12 protein-coding genes are annotated in these 15343 nt (G+C 64.5%); 8 read left to right on the top strand and 4 right to left on the bottom strand.

All coding sequences use genetic code 11. The annotated features are described in order from the left end of the window. Nucleotides 1–8: 8 nt before the first annotated feature. Both ACR65N_RS02825 and xth read right to left on the bottom strand, forming a co-directional pair. Nucleotides 9–569, bottom strand: a complete 561-nt coding sequence (locus tag ACR65N_RS02825; protein ID WP_440455647.1) for a DUF4334 domain-containing protein — start codon at nt 567–569, stop codon at nt 9–11. Beyond that, complete coding sequence (gene xth / locus ACR65N_RS02830; RefSeq protein ID WP_440455648.1) at nt 562–1338, bottom strand: exodeoxyribonuclease III; 777 nt, start codon at nt 1336–1338, stop codon at nt 562–564. Before xth ends, ACR65N_RS02825 begins: the two co-directional genes overlap by 8 nt. Nucleotides 1339–1608: 270 nt before the next feature. On the opposite strand from xth, the gene ACR65N_RS02835 reads away from it, so the two are divergent. The 6 genes from ACR65N_RS02835 (at nt 1609) to ACR65N_RS02860 (ending at nt 5858) form a co-directional block, all read left to right on the top strand. Beyond that, nucleotides 1609–2397, top strand: coding sequence for an SDR family oxidoreductase (locus ACR65N_RS02835; protein WP_440455649.1), 789 nt, complete (start codon nt 1609–1611; stop codon nt 2395–2397). Nucleotides 2398–2508: 111 nt separating this feature from the next. Then, on the top strand, nt 2509–2706 hold the full coding sequence (locus ACR65N_RS02840) for a hypothetical protein (RefSeq protein WP_430305448.1): 198 nt from the start codon (nt 2509–2511) through the stop codon (nt 2704–2706). 449 nt (nt 2707–3155) lie between these two features. Beyond that, nucleotides 3156–4451 carry an Hsp70 family protein gene (locus tag ACR65N_RS02845; protein ID WP_440455650.1) on the top strand — a complete coding sequence of 432 codons (1296 nt, stop codon included), beginning with the start codon at nt 3156–3158 and terminating at the stop codon, nt 4449–4451. 44 nt (nt 4452–4495) lie between these two features. Further along, a complete protein-coding gene (locus ACR65N_RS02850; protein ID WP_440455651.1) occupies nt 4496–5374 on the top strand; it encodes a uracil-DNA glycosylase in 879 nt (292 codons plus the stop codon). Between the two features lie 139 nt (nt 5375–5513). After that, on the top strand, nt 5514–5705 hold the full coding sequence (locus ACR65N_RS02855; RefSeq protein WP_430305451.1) for a hypothetical protein: 192 nt from the start codon (nt 5514–5516) through the stop codon (nt 5703–5705). A gap of 12 nt (nt 5706–5717) precedes the next feature. After that, nucleotides 5718–5858 (top strand): hypothetical protein, encoded by a 141-nt coding sequence (locus ACR65N_RS02860; protein ID WP_430305452.1) that lies wholly within the window; start codon nt 5718–5720, stop codon nt 5856–5858. A gap of 16 nt (nt 5859–5874) precedes the next feature. Here the strand turns inward: ACR65N_RS02860 and ACR65N_RS02865 are convergent, their stop codons facing one another. Continuing rightward, entirely contained in the window at nt 5875–6813 is a 939-nt protein-coding gene (locus ACR65N_RS02865; RefSeq protein ID WP_430305453.1) for a DMT family transporter, read from the bottom strand. Between the two features lie 272 nt (nt 6814–7085). Between ACR65N_RS02865 and pepN the strand changes: the two genes are divergently transcribed. Next, nucleotides 7086–9734, top strand: a complete 2649-nt coding sequence (gene pepN, locus ACR65N_RS02870; protein WP_440455652.1) for an aminopeptidase N — start codon at nt 7086–7088, stop codon at nt 9732–9734. 213 nt (nt 9735–9947) lie between these two features. Next, nucleotides 9948–12329, top strand: coding sequence for a PAS domain-containing sensor histidine kinase (locus tag ACR65N_RS02875; protein WP_440455653.1), 2382 nt, complete (start codon nt 9948–9950; stop codon nt 12327–12329). A gap of 21 nt (nt 12330–12350) precedes the next feature. On the opposite strand, the gene ACR65N_RS02880 is transcribed toward ACR65N_RS02875, so the two are convergent. Next, nucleotides 12351–15314 carry a bifunctional [glutamine synthetase] adenylyltransferase/[glutamine synthetase]-adenylyl-L-tyrosine phosphorylase gene (locus tag ACR65N_RS02880; protein ID WP_440456107.1) on the bottom strand — a complete coding sequence of 988 codons (2964 nt, stop codon included), beginning with the start codon at nt 15312–15314 and terminating at the stop codon, nt 12351–12353. Between the last annotated feature and the right edge of the window lie 29 nt (nt 15315–15343).

Below are 15343 nucleotides of genomic sequence, written 5' to 3' on the forward strand. Positions count from 1 at the left end.
CGTACACGTCAATGATCTGCTTCCGGGGCGGGCGTGGCTTGCGCGTCTTCGGCAACCCGCTGGAGCGTGAAGAAATACGGTCGGGGGTCGCCTTCCACGCACATGAGGCCCAGCAGCTGGTCATCCGAGATCCGGCGGAAGTGATCGGTGATAGGCTGCCGGTCGTAGACCATCGCGGCGCTGGACTGGCCGCGGAACGCCATCGCCCGGACGGAAGCGACCGGTGCCTTGGCCCACAGTGAACGCAGAAGATGCGAGAACAGGTTGCGGGCCGCGCCGCTTCTGCCGAGCCACTGGAAGCGAAACAGCAGTCGCACCGGCAAGCCCGCCGGATCGACCGGCACGAGCCGCCGCCCGCCGACCCGAAACAGCAGCGCGTCGGCGCGACGGTCGGCGTGGAAGCGCTTGCCGTACCAGCCCAGGTTCTCGAGCACGCCGTCCATCGGATGGCCGCTGGCGATCCCCTTGCCCTGCCAGAGGCCGACAAGTTCGATCGGCGATACGTTTGCGAGGGTGTCGAAATAGGCGAACCCGGCGTCGGGCGAGGCAAAGGCGGTGGGTTCAGTCATCGGCAATCTCCATCCACACCGGCGCGTGATCGCTGGCATGCGGCCAGCTGCGCACAGTCTTGTCCACACCCGTTCGCAGAAGCCTCGGCGCGAGGCTCTCGCTCAGCAGGAAATGGTCGATCCTCAGCCCCGCATCGCGGGCGAACGCGTTGCGGAAATAGTGCCAGAACGTAAAGATCTTCTCGCGCGGGTGAAGATGGCGCACGGCGTCCGTCCACCCCTCATCGAGAAGCCGCTGGAACGCTTCGCGGACCTCTGGCCGAAACAGCGCGTCGTCGCGCCAGCGATCCGCATTGTACACGTCGAGATCGGTCGGCATGACGTTGAAGTCGCCGACCAGTGCCACCGGAACCTCGAGCGCCAGAAGCTCCGCGGCATAGCTGTGCAGGCGTTTGAACCAGCGCAGCTTGTAGTCGAATTTCGGGCCGGGTGTCGGATTGCCGTTCGGCAGATAGAGGCAGCCGACGACCACCCCGTCGACGACAGCCTCGATGTAGCGGCTCTGCTGGTCGTCGGGATCGCCCGGCAGGCCGCGGCGGGTGAGGATCGGATCCGCATCTCTCGCCAAGATCGCGACGCCGTTCCAGCTCTTCTGGCCGTGCCAGACGGCGCCGTAGCCGGCCTTTTCCAGCTCCCGGTGCGGAAATTTCGCATCGGGCCCCTTCAGTTCCTGCAGGCAGACGACATCCGGCCTCCGCTCGTCGAGCCAGCGCAACAGGATTTCGAGGCGGCCATTGAGGCCGTTGACGTTGAAAGTGGCGATCTTCACGGCTGATCGGCTCTCCACCGGACAGGCCGAGGCCAATGCCGTGTGACGGAGATGGCGGCGGCAAATCGCGTCTGACCCTTGCTCATGACACTCCCGAAGCTGGACGTCGCAGAACAACTCGTGCGCGCCGGAAAGGATGCAGCCGGCTGATGCCATGTCAGGCGGGGAAACCGTCGGCCGGGTGCCGGTTTATCGCCGGGGCCCCTTTCGGATGCAGCGTTCCGCTTATAGGCTCGCTTCATACGCAATGGCATATCGGAAGGACATCACATGGATCTCGGCATATCCGGAAAGCGGGCGCTTGTGCTCGCCTCCTCGCGCGGCCTCGGCCTCGGCATCGCAACGGCGCTGGCGAAAGAAGGCGCGCATGTGCTGCTCTGCGGTCGCAACGGCGATCGGCTGGAGGAGAACTGCAAGGCCATCAACGCCGAAGGCAAGGGCAAGGCCGACTGGATGCGGGCGAATCTCGCAGAAGACGACGCCGTGGAGACCCTGCTGAAAGGCGTGGATGACAAGCTCGGCGGCATCGACATCCTGGTCAACAACACCGGCGGCCCGACGCCCGGCACGGTGGCCGACATGACGGCCGACAAGCTGGAAAGCTATTTCCAGGTGATGGTGCTGCGGGTGATCACGCTCACCAACGCGCTGCTGCCGCGGATGCAGGAACAAGGTTGGGGCCGCATCCTCACCGTCGCCTCTTCCGGGGTCATCGAGCCTATCCCCAATCTGGCGCTGTCGAACACGCTGCGCGGCGCGCTGGTCGGCTGGAGCAAGACGTTGGCGACCGAGGTTGCCGGCCACGGCATCACCGCAAACCTCATCCTGCCCGGCCGCATCCACACCGACCGCATCGACGAGCTGGATGGTGCCAATGCCAAGCGCCAGGGCAAGAGTGTCGACGAGGTCCGCAGCGCCTCGATCAAGTCGATCCCGGCCGGCCGTCTCGGCACGGTCGAAGAATTCGGTGCGGTCGGCGCCTTCCTCTGCTCGCAACAGGCAGGCTACCTGACCGGCAGCATGTTCCGCGTCGACGGCGGCTCGGCGAAATCGCTCTGATCCCAAGCAGCGCCGAGCCGGCGGCTCGGCGCTGCTTGGCGGTCGATGGGGGCCGTGCTAGGACGTGAAGCCGTCATTGACGACGGCGCTATCAGAGACAGGACCATCCGCATGACTCGTCTCGTTATGAAGATCATCGCCGTCCTGGCGATCCTCCTCGGCCTCGTCTGGGTCGGCCAGGGAACCGGTTACTTCCCCTACCCCGCGTCCAGTTCCATGATCAACCAGTCGCCCTGGATCCTCTACGGCGCGATCCTCGCGCTCGTCGGCTTCATCGCTCTCTTTGCGATACGGCGTCGCCCGGTCTAGGACCCCAACTGAAAACGGCCAAGCGCTTAATCGCCGGCAGGCCACTGCCGGCGATCTTGTTCCTGCACTTGCCGGCTGCCGCGCATAGCTACCGACCTGACGTGATTTCCCTGCCGTTCAGGCGCCTGGATTGCGTCACCGGCCTGTCGCCTCTCGGCTATCTGTGGACCTCAAGTTTATCGTCGTTCGGGCCCGCCAGAACCACGGCTGCAACCGTTGCCACGGCCGGCCGCCGGGGATCTAGCCGGAAAGATGGACGACCGCCAAAGCGGAGGCAGCCGTCCTGCACGCGAGAGAACCTTCCGAAGCAGACCCTCCTGGCGGCTTGAATTTGCACCTCGCCTGTGTCATCAGCGCGTCCTTGACGTGACGGGCGCTGCTGCGCCCTCGACATGGGGAGCGCAGGCCGCTCCGTTCCAGAGACATTTTCGGACAGGAAGGACGACGCCATGACACGCGCGCTCGGGCTCGATTTCGGCACGACCAACACCGTTCTGGCGATGGCGACCGGCCAGGCGAATGCCACCCACTCGATGTCATTCACCAGCAGTGCCGGCGAGAGCGACAGCATGCGCACGGCGCTATCGTTCATGAAGGACAGGACGCTCGGGGCACAGGCGCTGAAAGTGGAAGCCGGCCAGGCGGCCATCCGCATGTTCATCGACAATCCCGGCGATTGCCGGTTCCTGCAGTCGATCAAGACATTCGCCGCCAGCGCCGCCTTCCAGGCGACCCTGGTCTTTGCTCGTCGCCAGCAGTTCGAGGATCTCATGGAGATCTTCCTGCGTCGGCTGAAGGCCTATGCCGGCGACAACTGGCCGGAAGACGTGTCGCAACTCGTTGTCGGCCGTCCGGTTCGCTTTGCCGGCGGCAATCCGGACGAGGCGCTGGCGTTGCAGCGCTATCAGGCGGCGCTGTCGCGCTTCGGCTTCCCGGAAATCCACTACGTCTACGAGCCGGTCGCCGCCGCCTACTATTTCGCCCAGTCGCTGACGCGCGACGCCCATGTGCTGGTCGCCGATTTCGGCGGCGGCACCACCGACTATTCGCTGATCCGCTTCGAACGCCATGCAGGCGAGCTGCGCGCCGTGCCGATCGGGCATTCGGGCGTCGGCATCGCCGGCGACCACTTCGACTTCCGGCTCATCGACAACCTCGTCTCGCCGGAAATCGGCAAGGGCAGCCACTTCAAGAGCTTCGACAAGCTGCTCGAGGTGCCGGCCGGCTACTACGCCAATTTCGGCCGCTGGAACCAGCTGTCGATCTTCAAGACCACCCGCGAGTTCGCCGACCTGCAGTCGCTGGTGCGCTCGGCTACGGAGCCGGACAAGCTGGAACTGTTCATCGACCTGATCGAGCACGACGAAGGCTATCCGCTCTATCAGGCGATTTCGGCGACCAAGATGGCGCTGTCGCAAGCCGAAGAGGCTGAATTCAACTTTGCGCCGCTCGGCAAGGCCGGCCGCAAGACCGTCAGGCGTTCGGATTTCGAGACCTGGATCGCCGACGATCTCGCCCGCATCGAGGATGCGCTGGAGGAAGTCCTGCAGAAGAGCAACACCGAGGCGGGATCCGTCGACAAGGTGTTTCTCACCGGTGGCAGCTCGTTTGTGCCGGCCGTGCGGCGGATCTTCGAGCGGCGCTTCGATCCATCACGCATCGAGAGCGGCGGCGAGCTCCTGTCGATCGCCCACGGCCTGGCACTGATCGGCGAAAGCGGTGATGTCGGCCGCTGGACGGCGTGAAGCATGGCTTGGACGGCGGAGACGGATGGGCTAAAGTCGCGCCCATGAACTCTTCCCCGATCTCGCCCAAGGACCTCGCTGCTGCAGAACTGGCATCGCTTCTGCACTTCTATGCGGATTCGGGCGTCGAATGGCTGCTCGAAGATGCCCCGGTAGACCGGATCGCAGCCTTTGCCGAACAGAAGGCAAGCCATGCCGCCGCCGCGCGGCAGCAGCCTCACGCCGCGACCGCGACCGCTGCACGACAGGCACCCGTTCCCGACCCATCCGCGACGCCGCTCTTGCGGTCCTCCGGACCGGCGGCCGCGGTTGCCGTTCCGGACGCCGATGCCGTGGCTGCCGCGCGCTTTACGGCAGACGGTGCCCGTTCGCTGGACGAGTTAAAGACGGCGCTTGAGGCCTTCAACGGCTGCAACCTGAAGCACGGCGCGCGTTCGACCGTCTTTGCCAGCGGCGACCCGACGACTGGCATCATGGTCATCGGCCCGATGCCGTCGGCCGATGACGACCGCGACGGCCTGCCCTTCTCCGGACGCCAGGGTCAGCTTCTCGACCGCATGCTGGCCGCCATCGGCCTGTCGCGGGAGGGCGTGCTGCTAACCAATGTCGTACCATGGCGGCCGCCCGGCAACCGCATCCCCTCGCCCGCCGAGATTGAAATCTGCCGGCCGTTCATCGAGCGACAGGTGGCACTTGCCGAACCGCGGTTGCTGCTGCTCCTCGGCAACTTCACGGCGCGATTCTTCCTGGAGAGCGAGACGTCGATCTTCGGGCTGCGCGGCCAGTGGCGGGATCTTGCGATCGGCGGGCGCCGCATTCCGGCCCTAGCCAGCCTGCATCCGCAGGATCTGCTGACGGCGCCCGCAAACAAGGCACTCGTCTGGCAGGATCTGCTCCTTTTTCGGCAGGCAATGCTCAACTAATCATCAATGTTAACGCTTTATGAAGCCAGCCATGCGCATTGCGCATAACAGCGCTTCGTTCATCGTCGTTGCCGAATCTATGTTGCGGTGCAATATTCACCATGTCTCGGGAGGAAACCCAGACAAGGAACCAGGCACCATGACCACCCGCATCCGTCCCATTCATTCCGGCTTCGAAACGCTGCGTCTCGCCGGTCTGTCGCCCCGTTCAACCGAGGGCTACCACAACTTCGGTTCGGCGACGAATGAACAGATCTCCGCACGCGGCTACCTGCGTCGTGGCGGCCTTGCACGTCCGACCGCCGTCTTTGCCGACTTCCGCGAACGCTGAGAAGGCCGGACGATGATCAAGTCCCTCCGCACCATGCGCGATAGCGTCCGCGCCATTGGCACCGCCGTGCGCGCCAGCTCGGAATACAGCCGCGCCACGTCCACGGGCGACCGTTCCAGTGACGCTGCGGCGACTGCCTGCATCCCTCTCTGAAGTCGATTGCCGCCCGTCACGCCGGCGGCGAGGATGCCTTGCGAGCCGCCTTGCGTTCCAGCCCGAGCTGGTGCTCGCGGTAGATGATGAAGATGCCGGCCGACACCGTGATCGCCGTGCCGATCAGCATCGACCATGACGGGATATCGCCGAACAGAACATAGGCGATGGCGATCCCCAGGATGATCGAGGAATAGTCGAAGGGCGCGACGGTCGAAACATCCGCATGCCGGTAGCTCTCGGTCAGGAAGATCTGCCCGAGCCCGCCGCAGACACCTGCCCCGACGAGAAATATCTTGTTTTCGAGCGTCAGCACCGCCCAGCCGAACGGGTAACTGGCAAGCGACAGAACGGCCGCCGTCAGCGAGAAGTAGACAACGATGGTCGCGGTCTTTTCGGTGCGCACCAGCTGGCGCGTCTGGACCATGGCCAGGCCGCCAATCACCGCCGACATCAGCACCGCGACGGCACCCATTGCCTGGGTGGATTGCATGCCGCCGCTCTCGAACATCGACAGCTTCGGCCATGAGATGATCAGCACCCCGAAAATGCCGAGCGCCACGGCCGTCCAACGATAGATGCGCACGCTCTCCTTGAGGATCAGCGCAGCGAAGATAACCGCCATCAGCGGCGAGGCGTAGCCGATGGCGATGGCATCGGGCAGCGGCAGCTGGATCAAGCCGTAAAAGCCGCAGGCCATGGCCATGACGCCGAGCAATCCGCGCTTCAGGTGACCGAAGGGGCTGTCGGTGCGGAACGCCGTCGACAGGTCGCCGCGCATGGCGAGATAGCCGAGGATCGGCACCAGCGCGAAGGCCGAGCGATAGAAGGTGATCTGGCCTGCGGGGATGCCGTCTCCGGCCGACTTGATGCAGGTCTGCATGCCAAGAAAGACGATGACGGACAGGACTTTCATGGCGATCCCCCGCAAGGGATCCTGCGCTACCGGATTCATGCTGTCGCTCGCGGCAAACGGGCATCCGCCGCCGGTTGGTGTGTGACTCGATCTTTGCTAGACTACCGCACGTGCGAAGAGCGGAAGCATCACGTCTTGTGATGTATCGATCAATTATAAAGGCGATTGATCAATGAATTACGGTCGTTACGTCAAAGTGTCCTTTTTCGGAACGGCTTTAGCAATCGTTCAGTTTTGAATGTGATAGTGCGGCCGTCACTGCAAGGGCCATAGACCTGCAGCAGCATCCTGCAAGCCAACCAGGGAACATCATGCGTACAGACACGGGTCAGATTGTGCATCTGGCAGATTATCGCCCCACTGACTTCGTTCTGGAACGCGTCGACCTTACCTTCGAACTGGACCCGACCGCGACGCGTGTCGAAGCGCGGCTGATCTTCCATCGGCGCGAAGGCGTTGATGCCGGCCTGCCGCTGATCCTCGACGGCGACGAGCTGGGCTTGAGCGAACTGCGGCTCGACCAGATCGACCTGAAGCCGGAACAGTTCGACGTCTCTCCCGAGCAGTTGACCATCCGCGACCTGCCGGAAAGCCAGCCGTTCGAGATCACCGTCGTCACGATCATCAACCCGGAGGCCAACACCCAGCTGATGGGCCTCTACCGCACCAACGGCATCTACTGCACGCAGTGCGAGGCGGAAGGTTTCCGCCGCATCACTTACTTCCCCGACCGTCCGGACGTGCTGGCGCCCTATACGATCACCATCGTCGCCGACAAAGCGAGCAACCCGCTGCTGCTGTCGAACGGCAATTTCCTCGGCGGCGGAAACTACGATGAAGGCCGGCATTTTGCCGCCTGGTTCGATCCCTTCCCCAAGCCGAGCTACCTGTTCGCGCTGGTCGCCGGTGACCTCGGCGTCGTCGAAGACACGTTCACCACCGTGTCCGGCCGCGACGTGACGCTGAAGATCTTCGTCGAGCACGGCAAGGAGCCGCGCGCGGCCTACGCGATGGATGCGCTGAAGCGCTCGATGGCGTGGGACGAGGAACGTTTCGGCCGCGAATACGATCTGGATATCTTCATGATCGTCGCCGTCTCGGACTTCAACATGGGGGCGATGGAGAACAAGGGTCTCAACGTTTTCAACGACAAGTACGTGCTGGCGGACCCGGAGACGGCGACCGACCAGGACTACGCCAATATCGAGGCGATCATCGCCCACGAATACTTCCACAACTGGACCGGCAATCGCATCACCTGCCGCGACTGGTTCCAGCTGTGCCTCAAGGAAGGCCTGACGGTCTATCGCGACCACGAGTTTTCCGCCGACATGCGCTCGCGCGCCGTCAAGCGCATCGCCGAGGTCCGCCACCTGAAGGCCGAGCAGTTTCCGGAGGATGCCGGCCCGCTCGCCCATCCGGTGCGCCCGACGACCTACCGCGAGATCAACAACTTCTACACGACGACCGTCTATGAGAAGGGTTCGGAGGTCACCCGGATGATCGCGACGCTTCTCGGCCGCGATCTGTTCAAGAAGGGCATGGACCTCTATTTCGAGCGTCACGACGGCGATGCGGCGACCGTCGAGGATTTCGTCAAGTGCTTCGAGGAAGCCGCTGACCGAGACCTTTCGCAGTTCTCGCGCTGGTACCACCAGGCCGGCACGCCGATGGTGACCGCCTCCAGCGCCTATGACGCAGCAGAGAAAACCTTCACGCTGTCGCTGGAACAGACGGTTCCGGCCACGCCCGGCCAGCCGGTGAAGGAACCGATGCACATTCCGCTGTCGTTCGCACTGATCCTCGACAACGGCTCTATCGCCGAACCGACAGCGGTCACAGGCGGCGAGATCAGCGGCGACGTGCTGCACCTTACCGAACGCAAGCAGACATTCACCTTCTCGGGCGTAGCCTCTCGCCCGGTGCTGTCGCTCAACCGCAGCTTCTCCGCGCCGATCAACCTCGACCTCAGCCAGCCATCCGCCGATCTCGCACACATCGCCCGCCATGACAGCGATCTGTTCGCCCGCTGGCAGGCGATCACCGATCTGGCACTGCCGAACCTGATGCAGGCCGCGCGCGATGTCGGCGAAGGCAAGCCGATCGACTGCGATCCGGCCTTCGTCGAGGCACTGCTTGAGGCGGCCGACGATGACAGCCTGGAACCGGCGTTCCGGGCGCAGGTGCTGGCACTGCCGAGCGAAGCTGACATTGCCCGCGAACTGGGCGGCAAGAACGATCCGGACGCCATTCATGCGGCCCGCCAGGCCATCATCGCCATCATCGCCGACAAGGGCGCTGCCGTCTTCCAGAGGCTGTTCGATACCCTGCGCATCGACGGCCCCTTCGCGCCGAGTGCGGAAGATGCCGGCAAGCGGGCGCTGCGCAACAGCGCGCTGTCCTATCTGTCCTACGCTGACGGCGGCATACTGCGGGCAGCGGAGGCATATTCGGCCGCCGACAACATGACGGACATGATCCAGGCGCTGACGGTGCTGGCTCACCGCTTCCCGGGCAAGTCAGAGACCGCCAATGCGCTCGGCGCCTTCCTCAAGCGCTTCGAGACCAATCCGCTGGTGCTCGACAAATGGTTCTCCATCCAGGCGACCATCCCCGGACCCGGCGCACTGGCGCGGGTCAAGGCGCTGATGGAGGATCCGCATTTCGTGGCCACCAATCCCAACCGGGTCCGCTCGCTGATCGGCGCCTTCGCCTTTTCCAATCCGACCGGCTTCAACCGGGCGGACGGGGAAGGCTACCGCTTCCTTGCCAAGCAGATCCTGGCGATCGATCCGCGCAATCCGCAACTGGCGGCGCGGATCCTCACCTCCATGCGGTCGTGGCGGTCGCTGGAGCCGGTGCGCGCCGATCATGCCCGCGCGGCACTGGCCGAGATCGAACGGACCTCCGAGCTTTCGACCGACGTGCGCGACATCGTCGAGCGGATGCTGAAGGCCTGACACAATAAGAGCGTGCGCAAGGATTGCGCGCGCTCTTTCGTCAGCATCTTCGAAAGCTCGTAGATGAGCCGGCCGCGACTCGCCCAAAGCGCCGCCTTTTCAATTGGTTAAAAAATTCCTACCAAAGCGCTGGACAAGCCGAATCGGCAATGATTCACTGTGCACAGATCGCAAGCGGCATTGCGAATCACTCACGAGGGATCAACCGGAACGATGGCGGACGTGCAGCGGGAAACCGCGGCCGAAGGACGGCTGCACTTCAAATTCCTGGATAGGCTGGCTTTGGCCCGCCTCGGTCTGGCGGAACGTTTTGCTGCGGGCGGCCTGATTGCCCGCACCCGTCACTGGCTCGAGCGGCTGCCGAGCACCGAGCTCTGGCTGAAGCGCTCCATCCCGCTCCTCATCATCGCATTCCTCGCCGTCGTCGCCGCGTCGCGATTGATGGGCTTGATGTCCGAGCGCAGCCGCATGGAAGAGGACGCGCGGCAGACCACCGCTCTCCTCGCCGCCGCCAGTTCCGCAGCCTTCACCGGGCACGAGACGACGCTGTCGAGCGGCAACCGGCAGGCGGCAGAGTCCCAGCTGTCGGCGTTCCTGCCGCAGTTGCGGTTTGATCCGAGCACTTTCGTCCTGCTGGTCGATGCCAATGGCCGCATCTTCGGCGGCTCTGCCATCAGCACCCCCTATATCGGCGCCCGCTTCGACAGCTTCCTGCCGGAAACTGTCGCCATGCGCCGCTTTGGCGATGCCGACGGCATCATCGAGACCACCTTCAACGGCATTCCCCATTACGCCGCCATTCGCAGCGTCTCCGGCGGCTTGATCGTTTCGGCTCACTCGCTGGACGCCATCGAACAGTTCTGGCGCCAGCAGGTTTCGCTCAACGTCACGCTGTTCACCGGCATTTCCTCCGTGCTGCTGGTGATCCTCTACGCCTATTACATGCAGGTGAAGCGGGCCCGCGACGCCGACGAGATTTTCCTCGAATCGAACATGCGCGTCGAGACGGCGCTGTCTCGCGGTCGCTGCGGGCTGTGGGATTTCGACCTGTCGAACCGTCGGCTGTTCTGGTCACGCTCGATGTACGAGATGCTTGGCCTGCCGCCGGGCAAGAACGTCATGTCGTTCAGCGAGGCGGCGCGGATGATGCATCCCGCCGACGGCAATCTGTTTGCGCTGGCGCGCGCCGTCGGGCGCGGCAATGCCAAGCAGATCGACCAGGTGTTCCGCATGCGTCATGCCGCCGGCCACTATGTCTGGATGCGTGCGCGCGCCCAGATCATGCATACCGGTGCCGGCCGCACGCATGTCATCGGCATCGCCATGGACGTGACCGAGCAGCACCGCCTGGCGCAGCGCTACGCCGAAGCCGACCAGCGGCTCGCCGATGCCATCGAATGTACGTCGGAAGCCTTCGTGCTGTGGGACAAGAACGACCGGCTGGTGATGTGCAACACGCACTTCCAGCAGGCCTACGGTCTGCCGGACAGCGTTCTGGTGCCGGGCACGGAGCGCAGCGTGCTGACCGCCGCCGCCGCGCGACCGGTGATCGAACGCCGCATCGCCGATCCCGACCACAACGGTTTTTCGCGAACCACCGAAGTCCAGCTCGCCGACGAGCGCTGGCTGCAGACCAACGAGCGGCGCACCCGCGACGGCGGCACGGTGTCGGTCGGCACGGATATCTCGCTTCTCAAGCGCCACCAGGAGCGCCTGCGCGAGTCCGAACGGCGGCTGATGGCGACGATCGGCGACTTGTCGGCGTCGCAGAAGAAGCTGGAGCGCCAGAAGGCCGAACTGTCGATTGCCAACGCCAATTATCAGGCGGAAAAGGAGCGCGCCGAGGCCGCCAACAAGGCGAAATCGGAATTCCTCGCCAATATGAGCCACGAGCTGCGCACGCCGCTCAACGCCATTCTCGGCTTCTCGGAGATCCTGCTGAACGGCATGTTCGGTCCCGTCGGCTCGCCGAAATACAGCGAATACGCCCGGGACATCCACGAAAGCGGCAAGCACCTGCTGAACGTCATCAACGACATCCTCGACATGTCGAAGATCGAAGCAGGGCACATGAAGATCCACTGCGAGACGATCGATCTTGCACCGCTGATCGAGGAAAGCATTCGCTTCACCTCCATCCCGGCGGAGGAGAAGTCGATCGCCGTCACCCAGCGCATCGACGACGGCCTCAGGATGGCCGGAGACCGCCGGGCGATGAAGCAGATCCTGCTCAACATCCTGTCGAACGCGGTGAAGTTCACCAACGAAGGCGGGCGGGTGGAACTGCGCGCCCGCCAGTCTGAGCGTGGCCTGCTGCTGACGATCGCCGATACCGGCATCGGCATCCCGAAGACGGCGCTCGGCAAGATCGGCCAGCCCTTCGAGCAGGTGCAGAGCCAGTATGCCAAGAGCAAGGGCGGATCGGGTCTCGGCCTTGCCATCTCCCGCTCGCTTGTATCACTGCACGGCGGAAGCATGCGCATCCGCTCGCGGATGAACCAGGGGACCGTGGTCGCGCTGTTCATCCCGCAGCAGCAGGAAAACCCGGCGGACGACCGGCTTGGCGTCGAACAGACCTCGACAGCTGCAGCCTGACGAGCGAGCGGCTGAGCCGGCCTACGAAGCCGGCCTCAGGGTCTTGTCGAAAACCTTTCGCACCGCCTTCGACAGCCGCCGAACCTCGCTTTCCAGCGACTTCAGGTCGGGGCAATCCGCCACGCGGCAGAGGAATTCGGTGAGGCCTGCAGGCACGTCCTTCGGATCGAACGGCCCGTCGATGCAGAGCCGGATCATCTGCGACAGGTCGGTGAACAGGGCGAGCGCCTTCAGGCAGGCGTCGAGGTCGTTGGGGTCAAGCCGGCCCTGCCCCAGGCTCGCCAGCGCGTCTGCCGTGCGCGTTCCCGCAGGCGACGCCGCTTGCGTCCCGACCGGCGCCACGAGCCGCAGATACTGCGCCAGGAACTCAAGATCGATCAGGCCGCCGGGGATGAGCTTCAGGTCCCAGATGTCGCGTGGCGGCTTCTCCGTCTCGATCAGCTTGCGCATCTTGGCGACGTCGGTAGCAACGCGCTCCTGGTCGCGCGGTGCCGCCAGTACCCCGGAGATCACCTCCTGCGCCTCCTCGATCAGGCTGTCATCGCCGCAGATCATCCGCGCCCGGGTGAGCGCCATGTGCTCCCACGTCCACGCCTCTTCCTGCTGGTACTTCCGAAACGCGTTGATGCGGGTCGCCACCGGCCCCTTGTTGCCTGACGGGCGCAGACGCATGTCGACCTCGAAGATCACCCCTTCGGCCATCGGCGCCGAGAGGGCGGCGATCAGCCGCTGCGTCAGCCGGGTAAAGTAGCGGCCCGCGTCCAGCGGCTTCGGCCCATCCGATTCGAGCGCCTCGGCCGAATGGTCGTAAAGCAGGATCAGGTCGACGTCCGAGCCTGCCGTCAGTTCGTGGCTGCCGAGCTTTCCCATGCCCATGACCGCCACGCGCCCGCCGGGAAAATGGCCATTCGTCTGCGCCACCTCCGCCAGTACCGCCGCGAATGCTTCGCTGATCATCAGATCGGCCAGATCGGCAAATGCGCGTCCCGCCTGGCCGCCGTCGATGGCGCCGGTCAGAAGCCGGATGCCGATGAGGAACCGTTGTTCGGCAGCAAAGATGCGCAGACGGTCGAGCGTCTCCTCGTAATGCCGCGCGCCGCCAAGGAAGCCGGACAGGCGCTCGCCCAGATAGGCCTTGGTCGGCAGTTCGGCCATCAGCCCCGGATCCAGCATGCCGTCGAAGACGTGCGGACGGGCGGCGATGATATCGGCCAGCCTGGGCGCCGCAGACATGATGGTCACCAGCAGCGACAGGAGGCCGGGGTTGTTGCCGAGCAGCGAGAACAGCTGGATGCCGGCCGGGAGTGCCTTGAGGAAACCGTCGAAGCGCAACAGCGCCTCGTCGGCACGCTTGCTGCGCCCGAACGCGGTCAAGAGGTCAGGCATGACTGCCGTCAGCCGCTCGCGTGCCTCCACCGATTGCGTCGCGCGGTAGCGACCGTTGTGCCAGGTGCGGATGACGCGTGACATGTCGGCAGGCCTCTCGAAGCCGAGTGCTTCCAACGTCTTCAACGTCTCGGGATCGTCGTTCTGGCCGGTGAACACCAGATTGCCGTCGCCGTGCGACAATTTCGCCTCCTGCTCGAACAGCTCCGCATAGCGCTGCTCGACGGTTCGCAGCACCGTCTCCAGCCGTGCCGCAAAGCCTGCCGTATCGTCGAACCCCGCAAGGTAGGCGATCCGCTTGAGTTCGGCCTCCGTCTCCGGCAGCCGATGCAACTGCTCATCCCGCACCATCTGGATCCGATGCTCTGCATCACGCAGGAACCAGTAGGCGTCGATCAGTTCCTCGGCGATCTTCGGCTTGATCCAGTGCGCTTCGGCGAGCGCCCGCAACGCCTCTTCCGTCTGACGGATCCGCAGCGACGGCATGCGTCCGCCGGCGATCAGCTGCTGCGTCTGGACGAAGAACTCGATCTCGCGGATGCCGCCGCGGCCCAGCTTCACGTCGTGTCCCTTGACGGCGATGGCGCCGTGGCCCTTGTGCGCGTGGATCTGCCGCTTGATCGAGTGGATATCGGCGATCGCCGCGTAATCAAGGTATTTGCGGAAGACGAAGGGCACCAACTGGCGGAGAAACACCTCGCCGGCGGCAAGGTCGCCGGCCATCGGTCGCGCCTTGATGTAGGCCGCCCGCTCCCAGTTCTGGCCGCGACCCTCGTAATAGATCAGCCCGGCTTCCACGGATACGGCAAGCGGTGTCGAGCCCGGGTCCGGGCGCAGGCGAAGGTCGGTGCGGAACACATAGCCGTCGCCGGTGCGCTCCTGCAGGATGCGCACGAGCCGGCGCATCATCCGCCCGTAGAATTCGCTCGCCTCCATCGGATCGGCAAGAATGCCGGCGTCCGGATCGAAGAACACGACGATGTCGATGTCGGAGGAATAGTTCAGCTCGCCAGAGCCGAGCTTGCCCATGCCGATGACGATCAGTCCCGAGCCGGTGCTTGGCTGCTCGGGGTCGTTAAGCGTCAGTCTGGCGGCCAGGTGGCTTGCGAGAAGCAGGTGGTCGATGGCGGCTGCGACCGCCGCATCGGCCAGGCGGCTCAGCCAGTCGGTCGTCTGGCGGGGCGTGAAGAGTTTTGCCAGATCGGCGAGCGCCAGCAGGAATGCCGCCTCGCGCTTTGCCTTGCGCAGGCTTGCCATCACGGCGGCCTCGCTTGGCACGGAGGATCCGTCTTCGCTGCGCCATGCCGTCCGAGCACGCTCAACCGCTGCCTCGAGCTGCTCCTCGAGCGGAGCACTCAGTGCTGCGTTCAAGAGCTGCGGGTGGAGGTGTGCGATCTCCTTCAGGAACGGGGACAGCGAGAAGGCAGCAACCAGGAACGCCTTCAGCGGCCCGTCTTCCGCGAGAATCTGGGCAACGGCGGACTGGTCCGCTGCCATCTCCTTCAGGGCCGCGAGCGCTGCTCTGGCTTCCGTCTGGTTGAACGGCTTCAGCATCGCGCTGCCGAGATCGCCGAGGCGGGTCGCCTTGTCCGTCACGATTGGTCCTCCCTGGTCTCCCCGGTCAGACT

Source organism: Rhizobium sp. SAFR-030 (assembly GCF_059415005.1).